Genomic DNA, 26,317 nt, shown 5'->3' with positions numbered 1-26,317 from the left:
AACTCCGGCGGGTAGTTCTTCATGACCACGAGATGTCCGTTCTCAGATCCTCAGGATCCAGTGTCTCGTGTGTCCAACACCAGGGGTCAAGGCCCGGCTTCACGGCGGTCTACACCTACCAGGGCGTCGAGGTGGCCAAGTACCGGGCCGACTTCGAGATCGCGTTCCAGGTGAAGACCGATCCGAAGAACGGCGACATCAAGACGTGGATCCAGATCGTTCCGATCTACAACGACTTCCCCGGGGACGATCGTGCCGTGCGCCCGCCGTCGTCGGGCCGGCAGGCTATCTCGCTGGGCTTGGGCGGACGGGGGTCCTGGTCTCTGGTGCGTTGCGGCACTGCATGGACGATGGCCTGGTCAATTCGGGGGAAGACGGAGCGGTCTGCATCGATGCGGGCCGCCGGCTGCGGAAGGATGCGTCCCATGCGAACCATGAAACGTGTTCTCCTCGCGGCTGCGGCCGCGTCGCTGCTGGTGGCGGGCCACGGCGCGGCGGCCGCGGCCTCCGCGCCCGCACAGTCCAGGCCCGTGCAGTCCGCGCCGGCGGCCGGGCCGGGCTGGCACCACGTGGCGGACTTCCCTGCGGCCGAGGAGACCCGCTGCCACGAGCGCGGCCGGTGGTACACGGAAAACGGCGCACGCGCCTACGAATGCCGGCCCGCCGGAGACTGGCAGTTGTGGGTCCTCACCGAACCCTCCTGACCGCAGCCGGGGCCGGATCGCTGCCCTCAAGACGGCGTCTGCCCGGCAGCAATACCGGGCAGACGCTACCGCCGGTGGCCACCCCGGCGTGCGGCTGTCCGCACCGTCCGTCAGCCGGAAGCAGGCCAGGAACGCAGCAGCCCGGCAACCGTCCCCGCGCTGCAGTCACCAGAGCAACGAAGACGGAAGCGCGCCAATTCTGCACGTCGAACACGAAGGAACCCGATCGGTTCGACCTTTAGTTGCCGCTTTCGGCACCGGGTTCGTTTGAGTTCAGGCAACCGTCGCCCCGGCCCGTTACCGGTCCGGATCCGAACCCTTCATCCGCGGAATCCGCCTGTCGCGCAGCAACGCCTCGTCCTGGCTGGTGCGCCCTGTCCGAGCAGGGCGGCGGCGGAGAGGTCTGAGGCGAGCACGGTAGCGGTCAACGTGCCGGTCAGGGGAGTACACGGGGAGTGGTTCCTGCCGCGCGCCCACGCAGACAGCGAAGACAGCAGGCCCAGGCGGAACATGTTACGTACGCGGTGAGTTTGTGTCGGCATGCATGGAACGCTTCCGGGGCCCGGCGGAAGGAATCAAGAAGGACTGGTGGCTTGTGCCCCGCAGGACTGGCGGACGGTCAGCCGGGGCCGCAGCCAGACCTGGCGTAGCTCGGCGTCTGGTTCGTCGATGCGGCGCAGCAGGGTTTCCAGGCCCAGCGAGCCGAGGCGGAACTTCTCCGGTGCGACTGAGGTGAGCGGCACCTGTTCAGTGGCCGCGTGCCGGTCCTCGTAGGAGACCAGGGCGAGATCGCCGGGGATGCGTACTGCGGCCCGGTGGGCGGCGGCCAGCAGCGCGGATGCCTCCATATCGCCGAAACAGATCAGTCCGGTCGCGCCGCTGTCGAGAACGTTGGCCAGGACGGTGTCCGCGAGCGGTGGCTGGGCGGCAAAGACCTCCTCGAAACTGTGGCAGTCGGTGACCGACGGCCACTCCAGCCGGGCAGTCACACGTAGCCCGAGTGCGGCGGCTCCCTCGGTGAAGCCCGTCGCTATGCCCCGGCTGGGTGCACAGTTCGGCCTGCAGGCGAGCGCCACATCGCGGTGGCCCAGTGCGGCCAGGTGCGCGAGGGCGAGGTAGACGCCGCGGGCGTGGTCGGTGGAAACGTGCTCGCTGGGGTCACCGATGCCGGACGGTGCTCGCTCCAAGAGGACGTACGGCCAGGGGAGTTCGTGCAACAGGCGGGTGCGCGCGGCGGCAGCGGCGTCGGCGGGGCCCGGGTGCGTGATGAGCAGTCCCTCCGCCCCCGCAAGGTCGTCGGCGAGACGGGCGAGCCGGTCCCATCCGCGGTCGGCATAGCCGGTGGTGTGCACGTCGATCGTCGTTCGGGTACGGGCTGCGGCGGCCTCGATGCCTGCGATCACGGGCGGGAAGTACCAGTCGCGTTCAGGCAGCACGACTGCAATCCGCCGCCGCGCACCCGGTGGACGAGGCACGGACCGCGCAAACGTGCCGACACCCTGGCGACGCTCGACACTCTCCTCGGCAGCCAGTACCTCCAAAGCGTGCCGCACGGTGTTGACCGACAGGCCGTGGGCCGCAGCTAGCTGCACCTCGGTCGGCAGCTTACTGCCGGGCGGCCAGGTGCCGCCGCGGATCCCGCGGCGCAACTCTGTAGCGAGCTGGAGGTATTTGATCGGATCGCCGGTCGCCATGGAGGCATTCTGGATGACGTGTGATCACCAGGACAGTGGGCGGAGCTCTCCAGGAAACCCATCGCTGATGGGATCTTTTGTAAAGGCCGCGGGCTGTTCTTCGCCCCACTTGCCGGGTCTTTGAACTGTCTGGGGAAGGGTCGGGAGCGGAGAGCGGCACTTGCTCACCAGACTGCAGGGTTTGGCCATGCCTGCTGACTGGCGGATGGATGGGACCGGGTCTGGCACGGCCCCGTTGGTGAGTGTGGGACCCGGGCCGTTAGTTTGATCGGTCCGCCAGTCTTGATCGTTGCTGAGCCTGCTGATTAGTTGGTCGGCATGACCGATCTCGGACCCGTCGCCTGGCCGCCAGCCCCGATCAAGACCGAGCGGCTCGTGCTCCGTGAGCCCGGGGCCCGGGACCGTGCGGCTTTCATCGAGCTGCACACCTCGCCGGAAGTGCACACCTACCTCGGCGGCCCCCGGCCGCGCGACGAGCTTGAGCGTGAGATGCCCGAGGTACCCGGGCAGCGACCCGGGTTTTTCGTCGTCGATCTCGACGGGGCGATGATCGGCCAGATTCTGCTCAGGAGAGCAGCAGAGCACCGTCACCCGGCTGCTGTCGGAAAGGCCGATCTCGGCTACCTCTTCCTGCCGCGGGCGTGGGGATTCGGGTATGCCACCGAGTCGTGCGCGGCGGCACTCGGCTGGCTCGACGACGCCCTTCCCGGCGAGCCGGTGGTGCTCACCACCCAGACCGCCAACGTCGGCTCGATGCGCCTCGCGGCAAAGCTGGGATTTGCCGAGGTAGAGCGGTTCCAAGCCTGGGATGCCGAGCAGTGGTTCGGCTTGCGGTCCCCTGTCGAGAGGAGTCGCTGAGTGGCCTTGTTGAGTGGACCCGTGCTGCGCACCCAAAGGCTTGTGATGGAGCCGATCCGCCGCGGGGACAGCGACGATCTCTTCGAGGCCGTGGTCAGTCAGGACAGCGTCATGCAATGGCTGGCGAGCGGCCGGGCGGACAGTCGATCGGCGGCCAAGGCCATGTGTGAGGAGCACGTCGCCCACTGGACCCGACACGGATACGGCGACTTCGCGGTCCGGGACGCGGCAACGCACGCGTTTCTCGGCCGGGTGGGACTGCGTAACCGGGCCCAGCACGGCGTTGATCTCGGTTTCGCCCTGCACCCACGGGCACAAGGCCGCGGGGTTGCCGGCGAGGCAGGCCGTGCGTGCCTGGACCTGGCGTTTCACCGCCTCTCGCTCCCTGCCGTTTCCGCGTTCGTCCTGCCCGGCAATACGGCCTCGATCGCGGTACTGCGCCGCCTGGGCGCCCGGGCGGACGGGACGGTCCAGTCCAGCGGCCTGCACTGTCTGCGCTACCGGTTCGACCCCGCCGCTGCGGAGCACGTGGTGGACGACGGCGGGGCCGACCTTCAGCTGAACCTTGTGCTGGGACCCGGTTCTCCCGATGACAAAGCCGCACTCCGTGATGGTCTTCCCGATCCCTTTGGGGTGAAGGAGACCGGTCTGGTGTGGGCTGACAAGCAGCACACCCTCACCGCTGTCTGCGCAGGCCGGCCGGTGGCTTCCGCGGGATGGCTGCTGCGGGACATGGCCTTCGACGGATTGCCGCGCCGCGCCGCGGGGTTGGGCGGTGTGCTGGTGCCCCCCGCCTATCGAGGCCGGGGCATCGCGCGGACGGTGATCAGCGTGGCGATCGAACACGCACGAGCGGCCGGCGCCGAGACAATGATCCTGCTCTGTCGCCCGGAACTGATCCCGCTCTACACGCGGCTGGGATGGGGCGAGGTCTCCGTGCCCGTCACCCTCCAGCAGCCCGACGGCGCACGGATCTCGCCACTGACCACCATGATCTACGATCTGGCCAACCTGCCTCAGCCAACCACCAGCGTGGACCTGCGGGGCCTGCCCTTCTGATCTGCTGAGCAATTCACCGTGTGGTCAGACTGCTTCGGCAAAGAGACGTCCGCACCAGCGGATGCCCGGCTCGCCGAGGTCCGGGAATGCCGGCGTCAGGTCTATGCCCCGGCGGGACTGGAGCAGCACGTGGCCGGGACGGGCGAAGAGCAGGGCGCGGAAGCCGTCGGCTTTCTGGTCCGCCGTCCACCCGCCGGGCAAGGCCCCTTCCCGGGCAGGGCCCGCCTGGCTTCGGCGAGCATCACTTCGTTCGGAGGGGTCAGTGCCACACCGCCACCTGTACGCGGCCTCTTCTCTGTTTCGCGCGCTGGGCGGCACCGAACGGAGGCACCTCAGCTCTGTGCTCGTCGCGGCCGTCGCCCGGCACAAAACGCGGATGCCCACCCTCGAGGCATCCGGCCCCGACGCCGCGTGGCGGGCCGCGGCCCTGCTGCACACGATCGTGCAGCTGGAACCGCCGCCGCACCGCAACAGCCTGTACGCGGCCCTCGCCGCCGCCCGGTACATGGACCCCAGTCCGGCGAAGGCATCGACCCGCCCTGCGGCGCCCTCTGCGGCCTCGTCCGCGAAATCCGCGACACGCGGATCAGCATCTGCACCGTGGCCCGGGCGCTGCGCACCTGGAGAGTGTCAGGGCCCGCTCCGGGGAGCCAGGGCACCGCCAGCTGCCCGTGTCCGGGCAGCTCGGGCAACTGTCCGCAGTGCGTCCCCAGACGCTGCCAGACTGCTGCACGTCAGCCGATGGGCTCGCGCATCTCCCCGCGTACCTGCAGCGTGATGCGCGCGGCCTGCTGCACGTCCACGTTCCCGGGGTCCTGGCAGACGTTCTCGTCGGTGACCACACCCACCGACGCCGGGGTGTTGTCATCTGCCCACAGGCACATCGGCACGTTGCGCACCGTCCCGTCCTGATCCGACGTCAGCACCAGGCACTCCACCGTCACCTGCGCACCCCGCACGGCCACCTCACGGGCGGGCACCGCCACCGTGGCGCCCCCGGCTTTCCCAGCGCCCTCGGTCATGTCGTCCCGCGTCTCCGCCGGACTCCGGAACCGCCCGATACAGGACCGAGACCACCAGCCGGCTGCCGTCCTGCTGGCCCTGCCCCGTGTGTAACTGCCCACCACAGCCGTCGGATCCCGCACATGGGAGCGGTTGCGGTTCTCCTGCACGATCTGCCGGCCCGCCGTGACCGGCCGCGCACCGAAGCCGGCCTCGCCGGCCCCACCGCCGTCCGGGTCCTGCTCGAGCGCGCCATCGCCTTCCACCCCCCAGCCCGCGGCGAGCCGACCGACGCAGGCCTCCGGCGGCCGCGCACCCTCTTCCGGCCGGGCGGCCGGGCTCAGCTGCGTGCCCGGCGCGCCGCTCACCCGACGGGCCCACCAGCGCGCACGCCGTCCGCACCGGGTCCGAAACCGTGGGCATGGGCCCAGGCGACGGCCGCCGCGCGGGTGCGGACCCGGAGCTTGGCGAACAGGTGGTTGATGTGGGTCTTGACGGTGGCCTCCCCCACCAACAGGCGCCGGCCGATCGCGCCGTTCGACAACCCCTGGGCGAGCAGCCGCAGTACGTCGCACTCGCGCGGGGTCAGCAGGCCCTGCGACGGTATGGACCCACGCCTGCGGCTCGTCGAGGTCAGCCCAGTACCGGTACGCCTTCATCATGGTGTCCTGGGCGACATCTGCGGCCAACGGCAGCGGAGCGCCATGGTTGACCAGGAAACCGATCAGCCTGTTGACGGTCGTGCGGTAGAAGTCCGAGAACTCCGCATCCGCGGCCAGGCGCGCGGCGCCGCCCCCCAACGCCGCCTGGCCGACGTCCGCGCAATCCGCCCCCTTCGCCGGGCTACCGTCGCTCATGCAGCACAGTCCTCCGTCCCGGCCCGGCCCGGGTGATCTTCACGCGGAGCCGATGCCCGTCGCCCCGCTCCCCGTCGATCTCCAACCGCCCCCCGCCGGCGACTGCTTCGGCAGCACTGACGAGGTACTGGCGCTGCATCCTGCCATGCTGCACCAGCCAGCGCAGCCGCAGCCGCAGCCGCAGACCGAGCAGAGCGCACAACTGGACGACAATGATCGAGACGATGGTGACGGCGGCAGTAAGCGTGTCCACGGACGTCTCCTCTCGTGGGTCGTGGGGCCGACGGGCTGACCCGCCATGCAAGTAAGAGCCCCTCAAGACCCGCGCCGTGAACTCCCGCCCGCAAATACTTCACTCCGGCCCCCGATCCGGGCACCGCGCGTGCCGCGAAGCGTCTACTGCTCAGACGGGCTCGGTGAACGAAACCGGCTTGCCCGTGGCGCGGGCGCAGGCGATCTCCCTGCTCGTGGACCCGCCGATATACCCGCCGGGGAAAGCGCCTGAGTTCGAGATTTCTGAGGCGCTGGCACCACGAACTCGCCCATTCGTATGGCGTCTGGGAGCACTCCGCTCCGCCGTTCCAGATGGTCGGAGTGCTGGCGCTGCCAGTACAGCCTGTGGCCCAGCGGCTTCGTCTGCATGTGGAGCGGTCGTGGGACGGGTTGGACGAACTCGACGTCGTTTATTCCGGCTGGATGGGTTCAGCTTCGCGATCAGCAAGCATGACGGCAATCCGCTCGGCGTCTCGTATGTCGGCCTCACCCAACCGCACGAGCAGGCCGACAAGACCCTGGACCCCCCCCCGCTCGATCTGACACGACCGCTTTCGTTCCGAAATACCCGGCTGGCCGCACATCCTTGGACCGGTGGGCGGTTTGCCCATCAGTCAGAAGGGAGGCTCGAGATCGCCGCGGCCATCGCTGTGTGGCCCGCAGTCCCAGCGCTCCTCCTGAAAAGGTTCAATGCCGGTGACATCGTGGCCCCATGCTTCGAGGGCCTTCCGGGCAATGCGCCGGTCAGGATCGTCGCTGCTGGTGCCCAGGATGCGGCGCGCGTGCACGGCGAGGTGATCGCGGCGCTGGGCAAGCGCGGGGTGTTCGGCGAGGACGAGCGCGGCGAGGCCGGCGGCTTCGCGCACGTCCTGGTGACTGTCCTGCAGGAAGGGCGCGACGGCTTGATAAAGCATCGGGCGCAGGTCCCGGAAGGCCGCCACGACGGTGCCGTGGGAGAGAAAACCAGGGAAGTACTGCTCGGTGCGGCCAACAATCTCGTCGGAGGCGTCGTAGGCCGTGTCAGCCAGCCAGTTCAGCAGCGTCGCGCGGATGGGGACGTTGCGATAGGGCCGCAGGCTCATGGCCGCCGGGTGGGTGAGAAGGCCGGCGACATACATGGCGACGGGGGCGGTGGCTTCGTAGATGCTGTTCTGGTGGCCGACCAGCTCACTCAGTTCCGACAAAGCGGTGACCTGCACACTGGGATCAGGCTCCAGCAACCGTGCCAGGACTTCGGGAAGGCACTCACCGTTCCCGAAAGCCGTCTGGAGCGAACCCCAATCAGTCTCCGCCAGGACTACCCGGTAGGGCGGCAAGTCAGGCTCGCGGGGCGCCCCGGCCGTGGAGCTGCTGTGGTTCACAGGCCAAACCTAGACCAGACTTCTGACACGATTCCCGTCCGGGCCAGTGAGAATCCGCTGGCATTCCGAGAGCGACGGGTGCGTTTGCGCTGGTCAAGCACAGAATCGGTGTTTCCGCGGCAGAGACGAGGTGTTGTGTCGTCTCTGCCGTGGAGGTGCCGGGATGCCGCCGGCAGGGCCTGCTGGTGCGCTCAAGGTCTCGACAACCCCGAGCCGCACCCGGCCCTGTCTTCCTGCGCGGACAGACCCAAGATCGAGCCGCGGCATTCGAACCCATGCTCACCAAGATCGATACGACAACGGCTTTCAGTCGGACAAGGGGTCAGGGCGGAATACCCGGGTGTAGCGCAGTCCGGTGTCGGGGGTGATGTCGAAAACCGCGCACAGGTGTTGCGGGTCGGCGCCGGTGACGGCGGCCTCTTCGAGGATCCGGTCCTCGCGGAGTCGTTGGGCGGTGACCGGAAGATCCTTGAGCAGGGGCTGCATCCAGCCGATGGTGACCGGCGTGCGAGAGTGCGCGGTCTGCGAGCTGAGGAACAGGTGGGGGTTGCGGGTGTGTGGCCAGCGTGCGTGGCGGAGTCGGATGTAGTCGGCGGCGGCCTGGCGGGTGAAGGCGTCGAGGGGGTGGTCGATCTTGCCGTGCACGAGCCGGCCGCCGGTGAAGTCGATGGCAGCCAAAGGCAGTGCTCGTGCCCGGTGGGGGCAGAGCGCGTGAATGCCGATGAGGGCGATCAGCAGCTTTGGGGCGGGGTCGCCCTCGGCGGCCGCGGCCAATGTCTGGATCGCCTCGGGACTCGACGGGGTGGGCACCGAGCTGGGCTTCGCCCCCGAGCTCAGGCCGCGTGCCGGGTTGGCGAACAGCAGCCGTTGGCTCTTGAGGGTCTTGAACATGTTGCGCAGCGCGACTGCTTCAGTGTGCGGTGCCGCGCACTGGGACAGCCACTCCATGAGGTCGGCGCGGGTGACCCGGCGAAGGGTGCGGTAGCGCTTCGAGCAGTCGAGGAGGAACGGGATCGAGGCGTCGACCTGGTTACGGACGGCGGCGGTTGAGCGGGGACGGCGGCGGGGCCGTGCGCGGCACCCACGACTCGGCCCGTCATCTCGTCCAACCGAGCGACGCCCACCCCAAACGCTACGACCGTGTCATCAGGCCCCAGCGCCTCCTGCCGCTGACCAGCGTGGCGGCGGCTGTCCCCGGGCAGGTGCCGTGGTGGGCATCGCGGCCGATCGTCAGCGCTACACGTGCAGCACGACGTCCACGGGCGGCGGTGGCGCAGGGTCTCCGAACATGGAGCGGCACTCCTCAAAGCCCTCGACCTTGACGGGCTGCTGAGGCGCGCGGTGCCAGCGGTCGGCGGTGAGAACATCGTCGTGGGCCTCCACAAGGCGGTGGTCCACGGCCAGGCGCCGTACGCCGCCTGGTTCGTAGCCGAACTTCCGGGAGACGCGGCGGGAGGCGGCGTTGTCCGCGAAAGCGGTGGACACGACCCGCTGGGCGCCCGGGCAGTCGAAGGCCAGGTACAGGGCGGCGGCACGCATCTGTGTGCCGAAGCCTCGTCCCTGGAAGCGCCGGCCGAGCCAGAATCCGGTCCGCGCCTCGCGGGTGACCAAGAAGTCGCGGGCGGAGAGGTTCTGCCGGCCGATCACCTGCCCGTCGTGGAAGACCGCGAGCAGGGGTGACGGTCTTCATCAGGGGTGTCCTTTGCTGTGCGGGTACCTGGTCGCGGCCAGGGGCAGACGAGGGCCTTGAGGACCTGGCGGTCGGCCATGGCCTGGTAGGCGGCCGGCGTCCGGTCGAGGGGGAAGGTCTGGTCGAAGACGCGGCCGGGGGCGATGGTCCCGTCCAGGACGTCGGAAAGTCGTCCTCGTCGAACTGGTCGGTCGAGCGCACCGTGCCGGTCAGCATGCCTCGGCCGAGCGCGGAGAACGGCACCAGGCCGATGTTCAGCTCCCGCAGCACGGGCAGCACCCGCTCCTCGATGCCGCGCGTGAACAGCGAGTACTCCAACTGCACCGCGGTAACCGGCCGGACGGCGTGGGCGCGGCGGATCGTGTCCGGGCCCGCCTCCGATTGGCAAGGGCGGGCCACGGCGCAGCCTCAGCCGCGGAAGCCCGGGCCGGGGTCGCGCTCGGTAATACGCCCGGTGAGCACGTCTTCGGACTTGAGGCTGTCAGTTCTTCTTCATTTCCTCTGCGAGCATCACGATGATGCCGCTGGGGCCGCGGACGTATGTGAGCTTGTAGATGTCCTCATAGATGGCCACGCCGCGCAGCGGATGGCACCCGTGTTTGGCGGCGGTCTCAAGTGCTTGGTCAAGGTCGTCGACCGAAAACGCGACGCGGTGCATGCCAATCCCGTTGGGACGAGTGGGCTCCGACTCGATCGCTGCGGGGTGAATGTACTCGAAAAGCTCAAGGCGACCCTGACCATCTGGCGTCTGGAGCATCGCGATCTTGGCGTGGTTGCCATCGAGGCCGACGGCAGTGTCGGTCCACTCGCCACAGACCGTGTCACGTCCGATGACCGTGAGACCAAGGTCGGTGAAAAAGGAGACCGCAGCTTCGAGGTCCCGAACGGTGACGCCGACGTTCTCAAGTTTGACGGGCATGCGCTGCATGCTAGCGAGCCGGAACACTCAACGCCGTACAGCAGTGCGTACTGGGCGACGGGCGAACGCCCAGTCACGCACCTCGTGGCACACCGCCAGCCAGCGGTCGCGGTGCACCTCCTTGGCGGCCGCCGCAGCATCCAGATGGTCGGCGAGGTCACCGCAGGAGTCGATGATCATGGCAGTGAGCCGCTGTTCCCGGCCGGGTAAGCAGCGGTAGAGCGCCGAGGGGGGAGACCAGCCAAGCGACACTCGCCTCCCCCGCTTGACCTGAGTAGACCTGTCTGTCTAATCTTGGCGCTATTAGACAGACAGGTCTACTCACACTCCGGACGGGAATGGTCATGACGAATCTCTCGGTCGTCCCGGCGTCCAAACCGGCGCGCACCCCGGATGCCGCGCTCGCCGGATCCGCTTCCCGATCCGACTCCCCTGCCGTATCCGCGCGGGGCATGCGGCTGCCGCCGAACGTGGCTCTTTACGTACTCGCCTCGATCACCGTCTCGTTCCTGGCGGCCTCCAGTGCGCCAACCCCGCTCTACGCGCTCTACCAAGCCGAATGGGGCTTCGACCCGATCACCACCACCGTGGTCTTCGGCGTCTACGCGGTAGCCGTACTGCTCGGGCTGCTCACCACGGGCAAGCTCTCCGACCATGTCGGCAGGCGGCCGGTACTGCTGGCCTCGCTGGCGGCGCAGGCCGCCTCGATGGTCGTGTTCGCCACCGCCGACAGCGTGTCGGGGCTGATGGTCGCCCGGATCGTCCAGGGACTGTCGACCGGCGCCGCGCTCGGGGCGATCGGGGCGGGGATGATGGATATCGACAGGTCGCGCGGCACAATCACCAACGCGGTCGCCCCCGGCATCGGCACGGCGACCGGCGCGCTGGTTTCCGGCCTCGTCGTCCAGTTCCTGCCCGCCCCCACGCATCTGGTCTACCTCGGGCTGCTGGCGGTCTTCGTCCTCCAGGCCGTCGCCGTCGCACTGATGGCGGAGACGGTGATCCGCAAGCCCGGGGCGCTCGCCAGCCTGGCGCCGGAGATCAAACTGCCGCGCGCCGTACGCCGCCCGATGCTGGTGGCCGCGCCGGTGCTGCTCGCCGTCTGGGCGCTGGCCGGACTGTACGGGTCGCTCGGCCCGTCGCTCGCGCGACAGTTGACCGGTTCCAGGTCCGAAGTCCTCGGCGGGCTGAGCCTGTTCGTGCTCGCCGGGGTGGCCGCCGTCTCGGTACTGGTCCTGCGGAAGGCGGCGACGCGGACGGTGATGCTCACCGGCATCCTCGCGCTGATCGCCGGGGTGGCCCTCACCCTCGTCTCGATCCGCGACTCCTCCCCCACCGGCTTCTTCGTCGGATCCGCCATCGCGGGCGTCGGCTTCGGCAGCGGGTTCCAGGGCGGCATCCGTACGGTGATGCCGCTGGCCCGGCCGCACGAGAGTTCCGGGGTGCTGTCGCTGCTCTTCGTCGTCTCCTACCTGGGCATGGGGGTGCCCGCCGTGATCGCCGGGTTCCTCGTTGTCCACGCGGGCGGACTGACCGCCACCGCGCAGGAGTACGGCGTCGCCGTGATCGCCCTCGCGGCATTCGCGCTGCTCGGGCTGCTGCGCGGCGGCCGAGACGGGGCGGCGGTCCTGCCGGGCAAGCGGATCGGCGGCAACGCCTGAGGAGTGGCCTGCGGCCGGGGCGCGGCCCAGGGGCCCCGCCGGAGCATAATGTAGACAGGTCTGTCTGAAGGAGTGACCGTCATGGCGAGTGTCCAGAGCACCGCAAAGCCGTCGGCGCGTGAGCGTCTGCTCGCCTCCGCGAACGAGCTGTTCTACGCCGAGGGCGTGCAGAGCGTGGGGATCGACCGGGTCATCGAGCACGCGGGCGTGGCCAAGGCGTCGCTGTACAACACCTTCGGCGGCAAGGAGCAGCTCGTCCGGGCGTACCTCGACACCCGGCACGCGGGCACCGCCGACCGGATCACCCGGGCCATCGCGGAGCGCGACACGCCGCGCGAGCAGATGCTGGCGGTCTTCGAGTCCCAGGGGCGGCAGTTCGACCGTCCCGACTTCCGAGGCTGCGCCTTCATCCGCGCCGGTGCCGAGGCCAGCCCCGGCGGGCTGGTCCAGGAAGCGGCGGACGCCTTCCGCAGCTGGATGCGCGAACTCTTCACCCGCCTCGCCGCCGAGGCCGACGCAGCCGACCCCGACACCCTGGGCCGCCAGCTCCAACTCCTCTACGACGGCGCCGGTATTTCCGCCCTGATGGACCACGACTCCGCGGTGGCCGCGACCTCCCGCGCGGCGGCGACCGCCCTGATCGCGGCGGCGACGGGCGCATCCGCCGAGGCATGAGCGGCGCTCGGCAAGCACGCGGGCCGGGACCGCGAGCGTGAACCACGTGGTGACGCCAGGGCAACTGACGCGGCGTCGGTAGAGCGACCCGGGCTCATGCACCGGGTCCGATCGGTGCGCCGCAGGAACTCCTGCAGGCGCTGTCCCGGGACGGGGCTGCCAGGCTGCGAGACCGCGCCTGTCGTGCCGTGCGTACCGCCGCTGAGCGGCAGGAAGCGCTGATGAAAGCGCAGAAGGGGGCTGGCGGCGGCCTACACCCGGCTCCGCGCCCGGCGGCACACGCCCTGCGGGCGGACCACGCACCTCTCGGGCTTTTGGCTGTCCGTCATTTTTGACGTGTCCCTATGAGCGGGTGTGATTCCCTCCGGGGCCGGCAGGGTGATGGACGGTGGTACCGGCAGGTGGGCTGCGTCCAGGCCGAATCCAACGGCCGGCAAACCGCCCGAACGCAGTGCCGCGGCCGCGATCGTCCCCCTTGGCTGCGGGTCAGCGGGTGCGCCGGCCCCGAAGGAACGCCCGCCTGGGCAGGACGAGCAGCAGCAGGCTGTAGTACTGCAGCACGGGTACGGCGAGGGCGAGGGCAAGGGCCAGGACCAGAAGGAGGACGTTGAGATAGCTCTCGATATACAAATCCTTGATCCTGCGACGGTCCTTTTCACCGTCCCCCTCGGCCAGTCCCGGGGTGGTTTTCAGGATCCTCAGCATCGCCAGCCGGCACACCGTGCTTGCCAGGAGAACCGTGTAGTAGAAGGCCGCCGCGAACCGGTCACGGCCGAAGGCGCCAATCATCTCCGTCGGCAGGGGAAGCACGACGACGGACAGCAGCCATCCCGTGTTCCACACCATCAAAGAGCGGGTGACCCTCGCGACCGACGAGAAGGTCCGGTGGTGCTCCTGCCAGATGTTTGCGATGACCGCGAAGCTGAGCAGGAAGCTCCAGATCTGGTCGAGGTGGCCGGTGAACACCTCGCTGGCCTGCTGGTGGGCGGACACGGCCTCCGGGACGAGATCAATCAGCGGCAGGATCAGCAAAGTAATCGAGATCGCGGTCACCGCGTCGGTGAACAGCACCAGCCGTTCGCCCGAGGCACCCCCTTCGCTCCTGTCCGGCGCGGGAACCGGCGGCTGAGCGGGGTCGTATCCTCCCGTGCCGGTTTGGTCGACGGCGTCGCTGGCACCCATGCGTGTTGCACCTTTCTTCTGTCCGGTCCGTCGGGCCGGGGTCTGCCGACTGCGGCGGCTCCCACGACCAGGGCGGATCCCAATGTCTGGCTGTACAAGGGCTGTTGGGAAAACGGATTCGGATTCGAGTACCAAGCAGCCGCTGCCCACGGGGGCAGACCGGGGCTCAGGGCTGCCCGGAGGCGCGCACCTTCAGTGCTCCCGAGCGGGTGAGCAGCGCGGCGATCGCCATGAACACCAGCCCGTTGGTGACGATCGGGGCGATGTCCTGAGGCGGGGCGCCGTGCCGGAAGAAAAAGCGGCCCAGTTCGGACTCGTACCAGTAGGTGGCGCCGATGGAGAACAGCGAGCGGGCGACGATCAGGCCGATCCACAGCGCCGCGTAGCTGCGGCCCGCCCGGGCGACGACCCGGCCGTCCGGCTCCCGGAAGACCCGGACCTGGCTGACGGCTAGCAGGCCGAACAGCACGCCGGCCGCGAGGCCGCAGATCTCGATGGCCAGGCCGATCCCGTTGTCGAAGAAGGTGTGGACGAACACGGGGACGATGATCACCGCGACGATCAGCGGGCGGAGCAGGCGTCCGCGGCTCACCGCCTTGGTGCCGAGGTCGGCGTGCAGGGTCGTGAGCAGCACGACGACGTTGATGAGGAGAGCGCTCTGCAAGGTGGACATGGTTTCCGCCGGTAGGTGAAGGGGGTTGTTGTCCACACAGCGTCGGACCTGTGCCGCGGCCCGGGCGTCGGCCGAGGAGTTGAGGAGGGTGGAGCGCGGATACCTCCACCCTTCTCCACCCTCCTCCACCTGCCGGCGGGCCCCGGCCCGGCTGCGGGGCACAGGTGCATGCCAAGCTGCAACCATGGTCGTTACCACCGAAGGCAAGCCGTCGCCGGCGCACCCCGTGCCGCCGCGACCGGTCCTGGCGCGTGCTGACCTCTGGCAGCATGTGCTGCCCCGGGTGCTCGGGTTGGCTCTGGTGCTGGTCGGCCTGCCGTTCTCGGACGGGCTTGCCTGGTCCGCCACCACCTGGGCGCTGGTGGTATTGATGAGCGGCGCCTGGGCCCTGTGGTGCGCGGCCGCCTTCCGTGCGGGATCTCCGGTGCCCGAGGCGTTGGCCGTGCCGATCCTGGGCATCGTAATGATCAGCGGGAACCTCCTGGTCACCCTCGAACCCGAGGCCATGCTGGCCACGGCAATCGTCGGCATGGCGGCGGTGTCGTCCGGAGCGTTCCTGTCCACGCTGGTCAACGCGGCCGTACTGGCGGCCGGCGTCCTGGCGCTGGCGATCGGCGGGATCGTGGCCGGCTTCCCCGGGTCGGCATGGGCGCGCGTCGCCGCCTGGATCGCCGCCCTGCTGGCTTGCCAGCTCGCCGGCGCGACCCGGCGCAGCGTCGGGACCCAGCACGCGCAGGCGGAGGAACTGCTGTTGCAGACCCGGCGTGTGCACGAGGAGGAGCAGCGGGCCACGGCGCTGGCCGAGCGGACCCGGGTCGCCCGGGAGATCCACGACGTCCTGGCGCAGTCGCTGGGTGCTCTGGCGGTGCAGTTGGACGTGACCGACTCGCTGCTCACCGCGGATCCGCCGCGCACCCAAGAGGCGGTGGAGCGGGTCCGCAACGCCCGCCGGATCGCCGTCGACGGACTGACCGAGACCCGCCGCGCGATCGCGGTCCTGCGTGCGGACACCCCGCCCCTTCCGGAGGCCCTCACCGTGCTGGTCCACGACCACCGCACCGCCTCCGGCGCGCCGGCGACGTTCACGCCGGTCGGCACCCCGCGCGCGCTCGAACCGGACGTCGGGCTGGCGTTGCTGAGAGTCGCCCAGGAGTCGCTGGCGAACGCCGCCAAGCACGCCCGCGGACAGGAGCTGACCGCCACTTTGGACTACGAAGAGGACCAGGTGAGGCTGACCGTGCTGTCCGGGCCCGCCGGCTCCGGTGGCGGCGAGGCAGGCCCACGGCCCCCAGTAGCGGGGATGGACGGCGGCTACGGTCTGGCCGGCATGCGCGAGCGGTTGCTGCTGGTCGGCGGCGACCTGACGGCCGGCCCCACCCCGCAGGGGTGGCGCGTGCAGGCGGAGGTGCCCGCATGAGTACCCGGGTCGTGGTCGTCGACGATCAGCAGGTGGTCCGCGAAGGCCTGATGACCCTGCTGGACATGATGCACGGCATCGACGTCGTCGCCGGGTGCGCGAACGGCGAGGAGGCCGTCGCCCGGGTCGCCGAAACGCACCCGGACGCGGTGCTGATGGACCTGAGCATGCCGGGGATGGGCGGCGTGGAGGCCACCCGCCGGATCGTGACGGCGCACCCGGACGTGGCCGTCGTGGTGCTGACGACCATGGCGGACGATCAGCTGATTCTCGACGCCCTGCAGGCCGGCGCCCGCGCCTACCTGACCAAGGACGCCGGCAAGACCGAGATCGTCCGCGCGATCGAGGCCGCGCTCGCCCGGCACACCACCTTGGACCCGGTCGTCCAGGAGCGGCTGCTGGCCGCCGCCCTGCGCGGCACCGGCCAGACGACCGAACGGCGGCGGGCCGAACCGTCGCAGGACCTGCTGACCCCGCGCGAGTGCGACGTACTGCGGCTGCTCGCCCAGGGGTTGTCGAACGGCGCGATCGGCCGGCGCCTGCTGGTGGGGGAGGCCACCGTCAAGACCCACATCAACCACCTGTTCGCCAAGCTCCAGGTCCGCACCCGCGCGGCGGCCGTCGCCTGGGCCCATGCCCACGGTTTCGGACCCGGTGCGGACGGCGTGCGCTCTGGCCGGCCCGTCGGGTGAGCGGCGCGCCGGGCACGTAGCTGAGCACGAACGCCCGGCCGGATCGGGTGAGCAGCCGCTGAAGGCCTGCGTCGGTCAACTCGCCGCAGGCTGGGGGGTGCTTCTATCTGTTCGGTCAAGGTCTGGGGGCGTGCGGGCAGCTTGAATCTCCTCAGCGGCACGCAGTAGCTGTCCCCCAAATCCGGTACGGAAGCGTGAGAGATCGGCCTTCTTTCCCAGCCGGGCGGGCCCTCACGCCGGCGGGTCCTTCCGCCAGGTCCACTGCGCGTCAGGCGGCTCCTCGCGCAGTACGCGGAGCGAGTCGGTGGAGATCCGGGCAAGTCGGTCGACCTCGTCGAGGCCGAACGACATCTCGTGATTCTCCGAGCGCCCGCCGCGCGGTGGGTGGGCGTCCGGGTCGGACCAGCCGAGCGCCAGCAGCCGCTGCTTCTGCGCCTCGGTCATCGTCCGGTACGCCAACGAGACACATTCGGCGCTGAACCCGTCGTGCCACCTCATGAACTGTACGTAACGCCCGGTTTCCTGCCGGGATTTGGGGCGCCGCTGCCACCAGCGCCGGCCCGGGGCGTCGGGCACCGGCGCAGGCTCCGGGTCGGGCTCGGAGACCACCAGAGTGTCCCCCTCGCGCATACCGGCCACTTCCGCCCGCAGCCGGTCACGGAACTTGCTCCACGCCTCGTCCATCGGGCCAACGTACCGGCACCGATCGGAGAGACGCCCCGGTGCCCGTTCGCGAAGAGGAACTCGCGCCTCCTCCGCCGCCGCCCCACGCCCGCCGGATCATCGAGGAGGAGCAGGAACGACCGGGTGCGGGCGACCAGGGGCCCTGACCGGAGAGCGACCCGGGGTGTGCCAGGAAGAAGTAGCATCGTCGCCGACGTGGCGAGGTGAAGGCCGTCGCTTGCCGACAAGGCGGGGTGAAGCGTGGAACAGAAGAAGCCCTGGACGATCCAGTGGCATGTTGCCGCAGATGGAACGGTGATCAAGCAGCGGTCCCGGGGCAGCGCAGAGCACGAACAGTTGTTCCAGCAGTTTGCGACGACGCGGACGCCGGAGATCGAGCAGCTCGATGCCATGGAGGAGGGGCTGCAGCGTGCCAGCGCCTTGGGCGAGCGAAGGTCCAGGGTTCTCCTCTGCCTGGTCTACGTGGCTCTCGCCGGGCTTGCGGCCGGGATCGTGTCGGCCTGGGCCGGCATGGATTCCGGGTTCTTGACGCTGGGGTCGCTCGCTGTCGTCGTTCTCCTCGGGCTCAGCACGGGCGTCATCATGCGGGCATCGATCAGCCGCTATCAGCGCGCCCATCGGGAGGCCGGGTTCGAATCGTCGAACGGCGTCACGCTCGCAGCGCGCGAGGCCCGCACGATGATCAGCGGTCCAGGTGCCGTCTCCGGCAGGGAGTTCGCCGCCGTCCGAGCCTGAGGGCGCCGGATGTACGGCAGCCTATGCGGCTTCCGGCAGGGGCTGTCGGCCTCCAGGCCGTACCGGAGACGAAGCCGCGCTCCGGACCCCGCAGATGTTGATCAACCAGCCGCGCCTCGCACAGGGCTCCGCGAGGGCGGGCGCTCGCTCCCCCGGCTACGAGCGGGCCGGCACTATCTCACCGGTCGCCTGGGAGCAGGGGGTCTTGGATCCGGCCTTGCCCGCCGCGACCGTGCGCGGGTCGACGGCCTCCAGCGGCGATCCCACCCGGTAGGGGCACTCGGGGTCGTCGGGCCGGTTGGGGCGGTCGTGCGGCAGCAGGTAGAACGTGCGGCGGGAGAAGAGACCGCTGTCGGCGCTGCACGGCGCATCCGGGGCCAGGTTGGTGTAGCCGATCATCCGGCCGTCGCGTTCGTAGCGCGGCCTGCCCTTGCGGGTACCGACCTTGTCCAACGCCTGGCGGGCGTAGTCCATGTCCGCGGTGTCCTCCAGCCAGACCACCCCGGATTCCCGGACGAGATCGCCTTCCTGCGCAATCGCGCTCATCAGGCCCTACCTTCTTTCGTACGGCCCGATCGGTCGCGACGATGGAGCCGCGCGAGCGGAGCAGGCATCGTCCATGGCACATCCGGCCTGCGTGCACCGGCCTTGGTACTGCACAGCCTGATCGGCTGACCGGCGGGGTCGGGCAGGACTGCCCTGTCCGACCCCCCAGTCCTCTCGGACGTCAAGTGGCGTTGGACTCGTGGACTCGCGAACTGTCTCGGTCGCGGTTGGCAGGTCCCGATTTGACGAGCGTCCCATCAGAGCATGGCGAGTTCCGCCCAGACCGTCTTGCCGACCGCCGACGGTACTCGCGAGACCCCCCAGTCGCTGCACAGGCGCTGCACGATGTACATACCGTGGCCACCGGGTCGCCCCGGCCGGTGCGAGGCGCGCGGAACGGACTGGCCGACAGCCAGGTCGGAGACCTCGATGCGCAGTACCTTGCTGTCGCAAGTGATCCGGAGTTCATCCGGGCCGTCGGCGTGCATGGAGGCGTTGGTGACCAGTTCGGAGACGACCAGCAGGGCGTCCTCGGCGAAGGCGCGTTGATCGGGGGTGGCGGCGGGAAGCAGGCCCCACTCGTAGAGTGCCTGGCGGGTGAAGTCACGGGCGAGCGGAATGACCCCGGCGGGTCCGGGGGCAAAGCTCAGCTCCCGGATCTGACGGGTTCCCGCGGAAGACCTGTTCAGGGGTGCCGATTGCGGAGCGATCGCGCGCGCTGTCTGGGCGCTGCTGCGCGGGGTGCCGGCACGAAGGAGTCCGGCTTCTGCCCCTCCCAGCGAGGACTCTTCCAGCAGGGCATCGAAGTCTGCTTTGCTGTGGGCTTCTGCCTCTCCGGGCGAGGTCTCTTCCAGCAGGGCGTCGAGGTCTTCGTTCCGGCTAGCCATGCCGACCTCCTTCTTCGCGCTGCTTCTTCATCCTCCACCGGTACAGCATCCCTTCAACCGCACGAATCGACTTCGCATCGAGCAGCTGCTGGATCTCCTCCTGCGAGAAGTCGTCAACCGTCAGCGCAACAGCCGCCTGAATCCGTGGATCGCCGATGCTCTTCAACTCGTCGAGCACCCACAGGTTGCTCAGGACCGCCTCCTCGACGCACCGCACGGCGGACCTGGCCTCCGTTGTGACGTCTTCGCTCACCTGGCCACGGCGCCACCGTTTCTCCTGCCGCCGGTACCGGCGGTATTCATTGGGGAACTCATAGGCGCACGCACCCATGAAGTACGTCGCGACGCCTGCGCCGCCCTCGGCCCTCCACCCGCCCTCGACCAACGCTCGCTGCCGGAAGGCCGGCAGCGCCCGTGCCACGGTCATCATCGCCAGTTCCTCCCGCAGCTCGCCGTCGCGGACCAGTTCCTCAAGCTCCAGCTCATCAGGCCTGAGGTCGAAGCCACGCAAGGCCACCAGCTTGAACACGAAGCCGGAGTGCATCCATCCACGCAGCACCGAGATTCCGTAGCGGGCCAACTCCTCCTCGAAGCGGTCGTACCGCGGACCTGCGAAGCCGTCGGCAGAAAGCATTCTGACCATCCGCTCGTCGGCCATTCGGCGATCGAGATTCTCCTGCAGCCGCCGGGCCCGCCGAGCGTTCTCGGTATCCATCTCACGCAGAGATTCACCAGGCACAGGCGCGCCGAGAGCCCGCATCTGCTCTGCAGGTTGCGGGTTACGGGCCGGTGAGGCTGCGGATGCCTCGCCCGCAGCTTCGTCATCGCGCCTCATCGCCTCCCCCTCCGGGTGATCGCCGCCACGTCCGCGCTCCGGCTCTACCCGGCCAAGCACGAAGACAGCACCTTGTAGGTTGCCCTCTCGCGCACGCCCCACGGAAACGTGCAAGATCTTCTGGCTGATCAGGGGACCAGCCGAGTCCGTGGGATGCCGGGGCGTCCGTGACGTAGGAGCAGGCGTCACCATCCTCAACGCCCGCTGGAGGGAACGTGAGTTCACCCGGTCCGACCCCACCGGAGCCCGCCCCTTTCCTTACACTCCACACCGCTCTCATCCTCCTGACGGCAGCAGTCATCGGGCTGGTCGTGGGCGGTCTCAGCTTCCTCAACCACACGCCTGTTCCCGGAGCATTCCTCGCGGGGCTGGTCGCAGCCGGCGGCTGCGTTCCCGTCCTGCGCTCACTCATCCGGTGAAGCGGATGAACGACCTTGCGAAGGCACCGTCCCGGAATGCTGCGCGCCTGCATCCCAGGCCTCGCGGGCAGCCCACGCTGCTCGCCATGCCGGGAGCGCACCAGCGTGCTGCGGGGAGCCGGAGAAGGGCGGGGGTTGTCCCTGACCAGGGACAACCCCCGCCCCTCAGGCCAGCTGTGGGAAGGGATGGCATGTGCCGGCACCAAGTAGGTACCATAGGAGGTATGCCATCACTCAATGTGTCCTTCTCCGACGAAGAGATGGAAGGCGTGCGCGCGGCGGCGGCGGCCGAGGGCAAGAGCCTGAAGTCCTACCTGCACGATCTCGGGGTGCGGGAGATGCAGCGCAAGCAATTCGTCGCCGGCGCCGCGAAGTGGGCAGACCGGCTCCAAGCCGAGTTCGACGCCGCCTTCCCCGACGAGGTACCGCCCACACAGCGGACCGACGGAGCCTCAGCCGCCTGATGGTCCTGCACATCGACGTCTCCTGGCTGCTCGACGTCCAGGAGACCGCCCTCCACAGCGACGACGTCACCGTCTCCGACTACTCCGCACTGGTCGCAGCCGTCGCCCGGCACAAAACACGGATGCCGACCCTCGAGGCATCCGACCCCGACGCCGCCTGGCGGGCCGCCGCACTCCTGCACACCATCGTGCGACTCGAACCGCTGCCGCACCGCAACAGCCTGTACGCGGCCTTCGTCGCCGCCCAGTACATGGACCAGTCCGGCGAAGGCATCGACCCGCCCTACGGCGCCCTCTCCGACCTCGTCCGCAAAATCCGCGGCACCAGGATCAGCGTCTACACCGTCGCCGAGGCGCTGCGCACCTGGAGAGTCTGAGGACCCGCTTCTGAGCCGCCGGCGGCGACCTGGCCGCAGCCTGCAGCCCGGAGCGATTGCGCAGACCTCCGTGCCCGCCCGCCTCCGGAAACCCGCAGCGGCGGGACACGCCGCAGGCCTGGCGGTGCCCGCGTTCAGCAGCTGCACTCACAGGACTGCCTGTACGTCTCCCGCCGGCGGAGCACCGAGGCTGCGACAGCGCGGGCGGCCTCTGCGCACCGCAGGTCGCCGGCAGAGCCAGGGTCCCGGGGATCGCTCGTCCCCCGGCGAGGGGGCCCGCAGCGATGAGAGGTACTCGGGGTCTGCTTCCAGGCCGGCTGGAGGTCAGTCGACGGGGTCTTCGGTCCATACGAGCGTCCCGGGGAAATCCGGGTGCCTGTCGGTTACTTCCCACTCGTCGTCGCCCGGCAGTATCGCGATCCAAGGACGCGGCGAGGCCAGCAGGTTCCCGACGAAGTCCAGGGCCCGGGTGAAGGAGCCCCAGGGGGGATCACGTTCCCAGGCGAAGCCCTGCTCGATGCCCCACTCGCCGATACGGCCTGTCCTGGTGTCGACCAGGAGCTGGATCACGCTCAACGCCGCGAACGGGACGAGGAAGGGTTTGTCTCCTTCTGCCAGGTTGGAGTCATCCGGTGCCGCGTACTCCAACCAGACCGCACGCTTCTCGAGGATGTCCCCGACGCCCAGGAGCGTGAACTCGGGCGGCAGAATCACGGTCAGGCCCGAGCCGTTGTGACGTAGCAGCGAGCGTTCGACATCATCCGGCAGCTGCCCGCCGAGAGACTCGTACAAGGCATCCAGCTCTGCGCGAGCACACGGACCCGGCAACCGGTCTTCCTCCGGCGCATGCAGGGCTATCCAGCGTTCGATCTTGCCCCACGACTCCTCGACACTCACACACCCTCCTCCACCCGGCCAGAGGACAAGAATCCCAACCCATCAATGGCGAGGACACCCGCCGAAGTCCAAAGACGGTTTCTTATACCGCCAGGCCCTGCACGTCAGCCGATGGGCTCGCGCATCTCCTCGCGCACCTGCAGCGTGATGCGCGCCACCTCCGCCAAGTCCACCTCGCCCGGGTCCTGGTAGACGTTCTCGTCGGTGACCACACCCACCGACGCCGAGGTGTTGTCATCAGCCCACACGCACATCGGGACGTTGCGCACCGCCCCGCCCTGATCCGACGTCAGCACCAGGCACTCCACCGTCACCTGCGAACCCCGCACCGTCACCTCACGGGCGGGCACCGCGACCGTGGCGCCCCCGGCTTCCCCAGCACCCTCGATCATGTCGTCCCGCGTCTCCGCCTGACTCCGGAAGCGCCCGTATATGCCCGAGACCACCAGCTGGCTGCCGTCCTGCTCGCCCTGCCCCGTGTAACTGCCCACCACCGCCTTCGGATCACGGACGTGGGAGCGGTTGCGGTTCTCCTCCACGATCTGCCGGCCCGCCGTGTCCGAGAGATCCGCGGTCAGCCTGAACGTCCCCCCGGCCAGCTCCGCGGGCACCCGCAGACGGTACTTCGCCTCCGGGAACCCCACCCCGCCGAACACCGCAAACCCCACCATCACCAGCACCACCACCAGGACACCGGCCCCGACCACCGCGACGATCCTGCCCGTCCTGCGCCCCGGCGGCGGCGGGGCGCCCCAGGACGCGGGTGCGGGGTAGGGCTGCAGGCCGTACGGCGGCCCCTGCTGTGCCAACGGCGCAGGAACATACGGCGGTTGCGGCGGTATCTGCCCGTAGGCAGGCGGAACAGGACCGAACCCACCAGACGGTGACGGAGGCATGGACATGCCCACACGCTACGACACCCCCCGCACACACCACCTCCCGGCCTCGCCCCCGACAACGGGAGCCGGAACCAGGTCGTGGTCAGCGCGGACCTTGCCATCGGCGCCGAGGAGTAGCGCGGACACATCCGCCGACAGGCCCTGGACCGACACCGACAGCACCGTGTTCTCACCCTTGCGCAGCGACGTCGTCTGCATACCGCCCCCTTCGGATCACCATGGAGGAATCGCTAGTCATCCCAACGAGGGCGGACTGCCCCTCTGCCGTATTCGGAGGGGCCTGCGGGGGACGCACCCCTCTCCATCATCGGGGGGCGCCGGTCAGAGGAGGACCTCCGGGGCCCCCGGAACCCGATGATCCCCTCCACCACTGACAACAGGAGGAGAGTCAGCTTTGGAGGTTGCACGGTGGCAGGCGAGCGGCTTCCCAATCATGTCAGCGTGGTCGAGTCTCGTCGCAATAGGGCTGGGCGCCCACATTCCCAACGGCGTCGCCGCACAGAACGATCTTCCCTTCCAGCTCTAGCGTGTGTTCGTTCGCGTGTCCGTCGATCACATAGTCGATTCGCACCTGATCAACCACCCCGCCTCTCTGATCGACCTTGACGATAAAGAGGAGTTCGGTGAATCCGCGACCGTACCTTGGATTTCCGCAAGGCCGCTCGATAGCGTGGTCTGCGCGCAACGGCTGGAGTTTACCGGCTACCTCATGGCGCGCACCGCTCTCCAGGTCTGTGAACCCTGGTGGTTTCCCCTGTATCGACACAAGCACGCTCGCATCTGTGTCCACTTCCCGCAGCAGTAGATCAACATCGAGCGGACGAACCGGGGTTTCGTATCGCACTCGCTTGATGGTGACCGTATGTTCGCCTTCCACGCACAGCAGGTAGGAGCCAAACGTACCCGCCCAAGGGTGGATGCTGGGTTCGCTCATCACGACGTAGCCGCCGGCATTCTGGGCGCTTAAGATCTCAACGGTGGACCGTGGCGTATCCGCGGCTGTCGTGAATAGTACGAGTGCACCCGCGCACGCGACCAACGCGCTACGGGGGATTGGGCGGATGGCCCACCAACGACGTAAAGGTGAAACGCCTTGGTGGGCCATCTCATGGAACATCGAACCGCTCCTCACTCGTTACCGGGGGATACCTCGACAAGTCGTACACGGCGGTTCGCCGACGCCTCGCTCTCGCGATACCTCGACGAGGGCCGGACTCCTGCGAACTAGCATTAAATAACGACCAGTTCAGGGGAGGACCAGTTCAGCGACGCTAATCATACCGGTCGCCTCTAGCGTGCCGACCCAGCGCAACTTTCCGCAGGTCAAGGGCACCTGACGGCACGCCGGGAAAGTAGAGGGCGTCGATCGGGACGGCGTTGCGGGCTCCATTTCCACATCGTGGACCTTTTCGCCGGCGGCGGGTTACGGCCTGTCACGCGCCCTCGCTAATCCTGTACTCGATCTCCTGTCGACAGAAGTGAGGTCCCGGGCTTGTGAGGCCTACTGCGCTTCTCCACTGCGGGGCGCCTTCGCCATTCCCGCCCGATCACAGCTTTCGCGCCGCTACGCTCCGGGCCCTCACACACGCCTGGGGGGATCATGCGCCATACCACCGCCCTGCTCGCTACCGTCCTGCTGATCGCCGGGGCCGCCGTCGGCTGCTCGAAGTCTCAGAACGAGATCGCCAAGGAGTGGCGAAGACACAGGACTACCAATGCCCCTGCCACCCCATCGAGCAGCACCGCACAGCAGCCCGACCGCCACCGGAGTTGCCGATCCGGGACCATCCCCCGCATGCGGGGAGCAGCTCGGAGCCGACAGCACAGCCATTCTGATCGAAGGTCCGTCCCCGCGCGCAGGGAGCAGTTGCCACCGGTCGACAGCGTGCCGAGCGCGGCTGCTGTTCCCCGCGCGTACGGGGAACAGCAGCCGCCGAGAAGGTGCCGGCAGAGCACCTTCAACTGCACCACGCTGCCCATCCCTGTGCGACCGAACTCCCCCGCCCCACAAGAAGAGAGGGCCCTTTGGGAGGGACGTCCGACCGCAGGGCGCTCTACCGGCCGCCAATCCTCCACCGGGCTCGGGGAATAGCGCTTCGCGTTCACACCGCAGGACTCGCAAAGCGGCGGCCAGAAGGAATCCCCCCTGGCGTGGAAGATCGAAGCCTGTCGCTAGAATGGAGGAAAAGCGCTTCCCGGGATGAAACTCTGGGCGCATCGCACCGCACTACTCCAAGACGAGATCGTATGTCTTGCGGAAGTACTCCCGGATCTCATCGTCGCTGTAGCCATCCTCCTTCATTTCATTGATCATGTAACCCACTACCTCACCGACCGTGTAGAGAGTTCCTCCGACTACGAGGGCGCCAGCCCCGGCTGAAGCACCTTGCGCGAGCGCGTGGGCCAAACTGGCACCTATCGTGTGGTGAGCTGCGTAACTGGCAGTGGCACCGAGCGGCGTGTAGAGCGTGCTGCTTACTGCCGTACTCAGCGCGTGCGTACCGGCTTGATGCACGATGGCGGTCGCCGCCGCCCCCTTGGCCGCCAGTGCCGCCTTCAGTGCGATCACCCCCTTGGCCAGCAGAATTTCCATTCCCGGGAAGTAGACCATCACCCCTCCTCAACAATGTGGCTTTCCCAGTTTCTACACGCTGAATGCCACGGTGAATCACTCGATTCACTTGACAGCCCTCAAGACTCGTCACATGGCGCATGGTTGTAAAGAATCGGACCGCATAGGCCGAGTCCGCCGCGTCATGCGTGTGAAATCGAGGTCACGGCACTCGCCCCGTGGGGACCCATGCGGAATTTTTCCATTCGAATATTTGCCCCGTCCGCCGCCGTAGGACCGCTGCGT

The 26,317-nt window shown here is 68.8% G+C and carries 31 protein-coding genes and 3 pseudogenes; 11 read left to right on the top strand and 23 right to left on the bottom strand.

Annotated elements, in window-relative coordinates; translation table 11 throughout:
- On the top strand, positions 1–704 hold a 704-nt coding region (locus tag ACWFR3_RS31945; protein ID WP_453738144.1), incomplete at its 5' end, for a hypothetical protein.
- A 575-nt stretch (positions 705–1,279) separates the two neighbouring features.
- On the opposite strand, the gene ACWFR3_RS31940 is transcribed toward ACWFR3_RS31945, so the two are convergent.
- Positions 1,280–2,398, bottom strand: a complete 1,119-nt coding sequence (locus tag ACWFR3_RS31940; protein ID WP_453738143.1) for a substrate-binding domain-containing protein — start codon at positions 2,396–2,398, stop codon at positions 1,280–1,282.
- A gap of 318 nt (positions 2,399–2,716) precedes the next feature.
- Between ACWFR3_RS31940 and ACWFR3_RS31935 the strand changes: the two genes are divergently transcribed.
- Both ACWFR3_RS31935 and ACWFR3_RS31930 read left to right on the top strand, forming a co-directional pair.
- The gene (locus ACWFR3_RS31935) at positions 2,717–3,256 is read left to right on the top strand and encodes a GNAT family N-acetyltransferase (RefSeq protein ID WP_453738142.1); all 540 of its coding nucleotides are present in this window, start codon (positions 2,717–2,719) and stop codon (positions 3,254–3,256) included.
- Between the two features lie 21 nt (positions 3,257–3,277).
- Positions 3,278–4,315, top strand: coding sequence for a GNAT family N-acetyltransferase (locus ACWFR3_RS31930; RefSeq protein WP_453738141.1), 1,038 nt, complete (start codon positions 3,278–3,280; stop codon positions 4,313–4,315).
- Positions 4,316–4,339: 24 nt separating this feature from the next.
- Here the strand turns inward: ACWFR3_RS31930 and ACWFR3_RS31925 are convergent, their stop codons facing one another.
- Entirely contained in the window at positions 4,340–4,516 is a 177-nt protein-coding gene (locus tag ACWFR3_RS31925; RefSeq protein ID WP_453738140.1) for a hypothetical protein, read from the bottom strand.
- A gap of 136 nt (positions 4,517–4,652) precedes the next feature.
- Between ACWFR3_RS31925 and ACWFR3_RS31920 the strand changes: the two are divergent.
- Positions 4,653–4,945: pseudogene (locus tag ACWFR3_RS31920) on the top strand (toxin Doc); the annotation flags it as partial.
- Positions 4,946–5,049: 104 nt separating this feature from the next.
- Here ACWFR3_RS31920 and ACWFR3_RS31915 read toward each other — a convergent pair.
- The 10 genes and pseudogenes from ACWFR3_RS31915 to ACWFR3_RS31870 all read right to left on the bottom strand — a co-directional run bounded on the left by ACWFR3_RS31915 (position 5,050) and on the right by ACWFR3_RS31870 (position 10,597).
- A complete protein-coding gene (locus ACWFR3_RS31915; protein WP_453738147.1) occupies positions 5,050–5,685 on the bottom strand; it encodes a hypothetical protein in 636 nt (211 codons plus the stop codon).
- Complete coding sequence (locus ACWFR3_RS31910) at positions 5,682–5,906, bottom strand: response regulator transcription factor (RefSeq protein WP_453738146.1); 225 nt, start codon at positions 5,904–5,906, stop codon at positions 5,682–5,684. The genes ACWFR3_RS31915 and ACWFR3_RS31910 overlap by 4 nt, the downstream gene beginning before the upstream one ends.
- A gap of 254 nt (positions 5,907–6,160) precedes the next feature.
- Positions 6,161–6,427, bottom strand: a complete 267-nt coding sequence (locus ACWFR3_RS31905; RefSeq protein WP_453738139.1) for a hypothetical protein — start codon at positions 6,425–6,427, stop codon at positions 6,161–6,163.
- A 634-nt stretch (positions 6,428–7,061) separates the two neighbouring features.
- Entirely contained in the window at positions 7,062–7,808 is a 747-nt protein-coding gene (locus ACWFR3_RS31900) for a hypothetical protein (RefSeq protein WP_453738138.1), read from the bottom strand.
- A gap of 306 nt (positions 7,809–8,114) precedes the next feature.
- Entirely contained in the window at positions 8,115–8,699 is a 585-nt protein-coding gene (locus ACWFR3_RS31895; RefSeq protein ID WP_453738137.1) for a hypothetical protein, read from the bottom strand.
- A 345-nt stretch (positions 8,700–9,044) separates the two neighbouring features.
- Positions 9,045–9,455, bottom strand: a complete 411-nt coding sequence (locus ACWFR3_RS31890) for a GNAT family N-acetyltransferase (protein WP_453738136.1) — start codon at positions 9,453–9,455, stop codon at positions 9,045–9,047.
- An 83-nt stretch (positions 9,456–9,538) separates the two neighbouring features.
- Positions 9,539–9,667, bottom strand: a pseudogene (locus ACWFR3_RS31885) (IMP dehydrogenase); the annotation flags it as partial.
- A pseudogene (locus ACWFR3_RS31880) lies at positions 9,664–9,879 on the bottom strand (aldo/keto reductase); the annotation flags it as partial. The pseudogenes ACWFR3_RS31880 and ACWFR3_RS31885, both read right to left, overlap by 4 nt.
- Before the next feature lie 100 nt (positions 9,880–9,979).
- Positions 9,980–10,417: a VOC family protein gene (locus ACWFR3_RS31875; RefSeq protein ID WP_453738135.1), complete on the bottom strand. Its 438-nt coding sequence runs from the start codon at positions 10,415–10,417 to the stop codon at positions 9,980–9,982.
- A gap of 27 nt (positions 10,418–10,444) precedes the next feature.
- Positions 10,445–10,597, bottom strand: a complete 153-nt coding sequence (locus ACWFR3_RS31870) for a hypothetical protein (RefSeq protein WP_453738134.1) — start codon at positions 10,595–10,597, stop codon at positions 10,445–10,447.
- A 164-nt stretch (positions 10,598–10,761) separates the two neighbouring features.
- Here ACWFR3_RS31870 and ACWFR3_RS31865 point away from each other — a divergent pair, with 164 nt between their 5' ends.
- Together ACWFR3_RS31865 and ACWFR3_RS31860 are read left to right on the top strand one after the other, a co-directional pair.
- Positions 10,762–12,078 (top strand): MFS transporter, encoded by a 1,317-nt coding sequence (locus tag ACWFR3_RS31865; protein ID WP_453738133.1) that lies wholly within the window; start codon positions 10,762–10,764, stop codon positions 12,076–12,078.
- Between the two features lie 81 nt (positions 12,079–12,159).
- Positions 12,160–12,753: a TetR/AcrR family transcriptional regulator gene (locus tag ACWFR3_RS31860; RefSeq protein ID WP_453738132.1), complete on the top strand. Its 594-nt coding sequence runs from the start codon at positions 12,160–12,162 to the stop codon at positions 12,751–12,753.
- A 486-nt stretch (positions 12,754–13,239) separates the two neighbouring features.
- On the opposite strand, the gene ACWFR3_RS31855 is transcribed toward ACWFR3_RS31860, so the two are convergent.
- Both ACWFR3_RS31855 and ACWFR3_RS31850 read right to left on the bottom strand, forming a co-directional pair.
- Positions 13,240–13,935, bottom strand: a complete 696-nt coding sequence (locus ACWFR3_RS31855; protein ID WP_453738131.1) for a TMEM175 family protein — start codon at positions 13,933–13,935, stop codon at positions 13,240–13,242.
- A gap of 166 nt (positions 13,936–14,101) precedes the next feature.
- Complete coding sequence (locus ACWFR3_RS31850; RefSeq protein WP_453738130.1) at positions 14,102–14,608, bottom strand: hypothetical protein; 507 nt, start codon at positions 14,606–14,608, stop codon at positions 14,102–14,104.
- 184 nt (positions 14,609–14,792) lie between these two features.
- Here ACWFR3_RS31850 and ACWFR3_RS31845 point away from each other — a divergent pair, with 184 nt between their 5' ends.
- Positions 14,793–16,025 (top strand): sensor histidine kinase, encoded by a 1,233-nt coding sequence (locus ACWFR3_RS31845; protein ID WP_453738129.1) that lies wholly within the window; start codon positions 14,793–14,795, stop codon positions 16,023–16,025.
- Positions 16,022–16,717 (top strand): response regulator, encoded by a 696-nt coding sequence (locus ACWFR3_RS31840; protein WP_453738128.1) that lies wholly within the window; start codon positions 16,022–16,024, stop codon positions 16,715–16,717. Before ACWFR3_RS31845 ends, ACWFR3_RS31840 begins: the two co-directional genes overlap by 4 nt.
- A 231-nt stretch (positions 16,718–16,948) precedes the next feature.
- Here ACWFR3_RS31840 and ACWFR3_RS31835 read toward each other — a convergent pair whose 3' ends face one another.
- Complete coding sequence (locus ACWFR3_RS31835; RefSeq protein ID WP_453738127.1) at positions 16,949–17,401, bottom strand: TY-Chap domain-containing protein; 453 nt, start codon at positions 17,399–17,401, stop codon at positions 16,949–16,951.
- 240 nt (positions 17,402–17,641) lie between these two features.
- Between ACWFR3_RS31835 and ACWFR3_RS31830 the strand changes: the two genes are divergently transcribed.
- The gene (locus ACWFR3_RS31830; protein WP_453738126.1) at positions 17,642–18,136 is read left to right on the top strand and encodes a hypothetical protein; all 495 of its coding nucleotides are present in this window, start codon (positions 17,642–17,644) and stop codon (positions 18,134–18,136) included.
- A gap of 156 nt (positions 18,137–18,292) precedes the next feature.
- Here ACWFR3_RS31830 and ACWFR3_RS31825 read toward each other — a convergent pair whose 3' ends face one another.
- The 3 genes from ACWFR3_RS31825 to ACWFR3_RS31815 all read right to left on the bottom strand — a co-directional run bounded on the left by ACWFR3_RS31825 (position 18,293) and on the right by ACWFR3_RS31815 (position 20,404).
- Entirely contained in the window at positions 18,293–18,682 is a 390-nt protein-coding gene (locus ACWFR3_RS31825) for a DUF6009 family protein (protein ID WP_453738125.1), read from the bottom strand.
- A gap of 257 nt (positions 18,683–18,939) precedes the next feature.
- Complete coding sequence (locus tag ACWFR3_RS31820) at positions 18,940–19,569, bottom strand: ATP-binding protein (protein ID WP_453738124.1); 630 nt, start codon at positions 19,567–19,569, stop codon at positions 18,940–18,942.
- The gene (locus ACWFR3_RS31815) at positions 19,562–20,404 is read right to left on the bottom strand and encodes a hypothetical protein (protein WP_453738123.1); all 843 of its coding nucleotides are present in this window, start codon (positions 20,402–20,404) and stop codon (positions 19,562–19,564) included. Before ACWFR3_RS31815 ends, ACWFR3_RS31820 begins: the two co-directional genes overlap by 8 nt.
- Positions 20,405–21,047: 643 nt before the next feature.
- Here ACWFR3_RS31815 and ACWFR3_RS31810 point away from each other — a divergent pair.
- Together ACWFR3_RS31810 and ACWFR3_RS31805 are read left to right on the top strand one after the other, a co-directional pair.
- On the top strand, positions 21,048–21,287 hold the full coding sequence (locus ACWFR3_RS31810) for a hypothetical protein (protein WP_453738122.1): 240 nt from the start codon (positions 21,048–21,050) through the stop codon (positions 21,285–21,287).
- Positions 21,287–21,664, top strand: a complete 378-nt coding sequence (locus ACWFR3_RS31805; RefSeq protein ID WP_453738121.1) for a toxin Doc — start codon at positions 21,287–21,289, stop codon at positions 21,662–21,664. The genes ACWFR3_RS31810 and ACWFR3_RS31805 overlap by 1 nt, the downstream gene beginning before the upstream one ends.
- Before the next feature lie 324 nt (positions 21,665–21,988).
- On the opposite strand, the gene ACWFR3_RS31800 is transcribed toward ACWFR3_RS31805, so the two are convergent.
- The 5 genes from ACWFR3_RS31800 to ACWFR3_RS31780 form a co-directional block, all read right to left on the bottom strand.
- Positions 21,989–22,561 carry a hypothetical protein gene (locus ACWFR3_RS31800; protein ID WP_453738120.1) on the bottom strand — a complete coding sequence of 191 codons (573 nt, stop codon included), beginning with the start codon at positions 22,559–22,561 and terminating at the stop codon, positions 21,989–21,991.
- A 104-nt stretch (positions 22,562–22,665) separates the two neighbouring features.
- Positions 22,666–23,370, bottom strand: a complete 705-nt coding sequence (locus tag ACWFR3_RS31795) for a hypothetical protein (protein WP_453738119.1) — start codon at positions 23,368–23,370, stop codon at positions 22,666–22,668.
- A gap of 102 nt (positions 23,371–23,472) precedes the next feature.
- Entirely contained in the window at positions 23,473–23,658 is a 186-nt protein-coding gene (locus tag ACWFR3_RS31790) for a hypothetical protein (protein WP_453738118.1), read from the bottom strand.
- 238 nt (positions 23,659–23,896) lie between these two features.
- On the bottom strand, positions 23,897–24,577 hold the full coding sequence (locus ACWFR3_RS31785) for a hypothetical protein (protein WP_453738117.1): 681 nt from the start codon (positions 24,575–24,577) through the stop codon (positions 23,897–23,899).
- A 1,110-nt stretch (positions 24,578–25,687) separates the two neighbouring features.
- Entirely contained in the window at positions 25,688–26,071 is a 384-nt protein-coding gene (locus ACWFR3_RS31780; protein WP_453738116.1) for a hypothetical protein, read from the bottom strand.
- Positions 26,072–26,317: the final 246 nt, after the last annotated feature.

The organism is Streptomyces sp. NPDC055189, assembly GCF_053606765.1.
Note: the sequence above shows the minus strand (reverse complement) of the source record. Positions and strands in the feature narration are given on the sequence as shown.

Excerpts from the sequence above, each read along its gene's own strand:
- ACWFR3_RS31845 (WP_453738129.1), top strand. The coding sequence starts at position 14,793 with ATGGTCGTTACCACCGAAGGCAAGCCGTCGCCGGCGCACCCCGTGCCG.
- ACWFR3_RS31785 (WP_453738117.1), bottom strand. The coding sequence starts at position 24,577 with ATGTTCCATGAGATGGCCCACCAAGGCGTTTCACCTTTACGTCGTTGG.
- ACWFR3_RS31815 (WP_453738123.1), bottom strand. The coding sequence starts at position 20,404 with ATGAGGCGCGATGACGAAGCTGCGGGCGAGGCATCCGCAGCCTCACCG.
- ACWFR3_RS31820 (WP_453738124.1), bottom strand. The coding sequence starts at position 19,569 with ATGGCTAGCCGGAACGAAGACCTCGACGCCCTGCTGGAAGAGACCTCG.
- ACWFR3_RS31935 (WP_453738142.1), top strand. The coding sequence starts at position 2,717 with ATGACCGATCTCGGACCCGTCGCCTGGCCGCCAGCCCCGATCAAGACC.
- ACWFR3_RS31860 (WP_453738132.1), top strand. The coding sequence starts at position 12,160 with ATGGCGAGTGTCCAGAGCACCGCAAAGCCGTCGGCGCGTGAGCGTCTG.
- ACWFR3_RS31790 (WP_453738118.1), bottom strand. The coding sequence starts at position 23,658 with ATGCAGACGACGTCGCTGCGCAAGGGTGAGAACACGGTGCTGTCGGTG.
- ACWFR3_RS31805 (WP_453738121.1), top strand. The coding sequence starts at position 21,287 with ATGGTCCTGCACATCGACGTCTCCTGGCTGCTCGACGTCCAGGAGACC.
- ACWFR3_RS31875 (WP_453738135.1), bottom strand. The coding sequence starts at position 10,417 with ATGCCCGTCAAACTTGAGAACGTCGGCGTCACCGTTCGGGACCTCGAA.
- ACWFR3_RS31895 (WP_453738137.1), bottom strand. The coding sequence starts at position 8,699 with ATGTTCAAGACCCTCAAGAGCCAACGGCTGCTGTTCGCCAACCCGGCA.
- ACWFR3_RS31810 (WP_453738122.1), top strand. The coding sequence starts at position 21,048 with ATGCCATCACTCAATGTGTCCTTCTCCGACGAAGAGATGGAAGGCGTG.
- ACWFR3_RS31835 (WP_453738127.1), bottom strand. The coding sequence starts at position 17,401 with ATGGACGAGGCGTGGAGCAAGTTCCGTGACCGGCTGCGGGCGGAAGTG.
- ACWFR3_RS31840 (WP_453738128.1), top strand. The coding sequence starts at position 16,022 with ATGAGTACCCGGGTCGTGGTCGTCGACGATCAGCAGGTGGTCCGCGAA.
- ACWFR3_RS31850 (WP_453738130.1), bottom strand. The coding sequence starts at position 14,608 with ATGTCCACCTTGCAGAGCGCTCTCCTCATCAACGTCGTCGTGCTGCTC.
- ACWFR3_RS31825 (WP_453738125.1), bottom strand. The coding sequence starts at position 18,682 with ATGAGCGCGATTGCGCAGGAAGGCGATCTCGTCCGGGAATCCGGGGTG.
- ACWFR3_RS31855 (WP_453738131.1), bottom strand. The coding sequence starts at position 13,935 with ATGGGTGCCAGCGACGCCGTCGACCAAACCGGCACGGGAGGATACGAC.
- ACWFR3_RS31780 (WP_453738116.1), bottom strand. The coding sequence starts at position 26,071 with ATGGTCTACTTCCCGGGAATGGAAATTCTGCTGGCCAAGGGGGTGATC.
- ACWFR3_RS31865 (WP_453738133.1), top strand. The coding sequence starts at position 10,762 with ATGACGAATCTCTCGGTCGTCCCGGCGTCCAAACCGGCGCGCACCCCG.
- ACWFR3_RS31940 (WP_453738143.1), bottom strand. The coding sequence starts at position 2,398 with ATGGCGACCGGCGATCCGATCAAATACCTCCAGCTCGCTACAGAGTTG.
- ACWFR3_RS31870 (WP_453738134.1), bottom strand. The coding sequence starts at position 10,597 with ATGATCATCGACTCCTGCGGTGACCTCGCCGACCATCTGGATGCTGCG.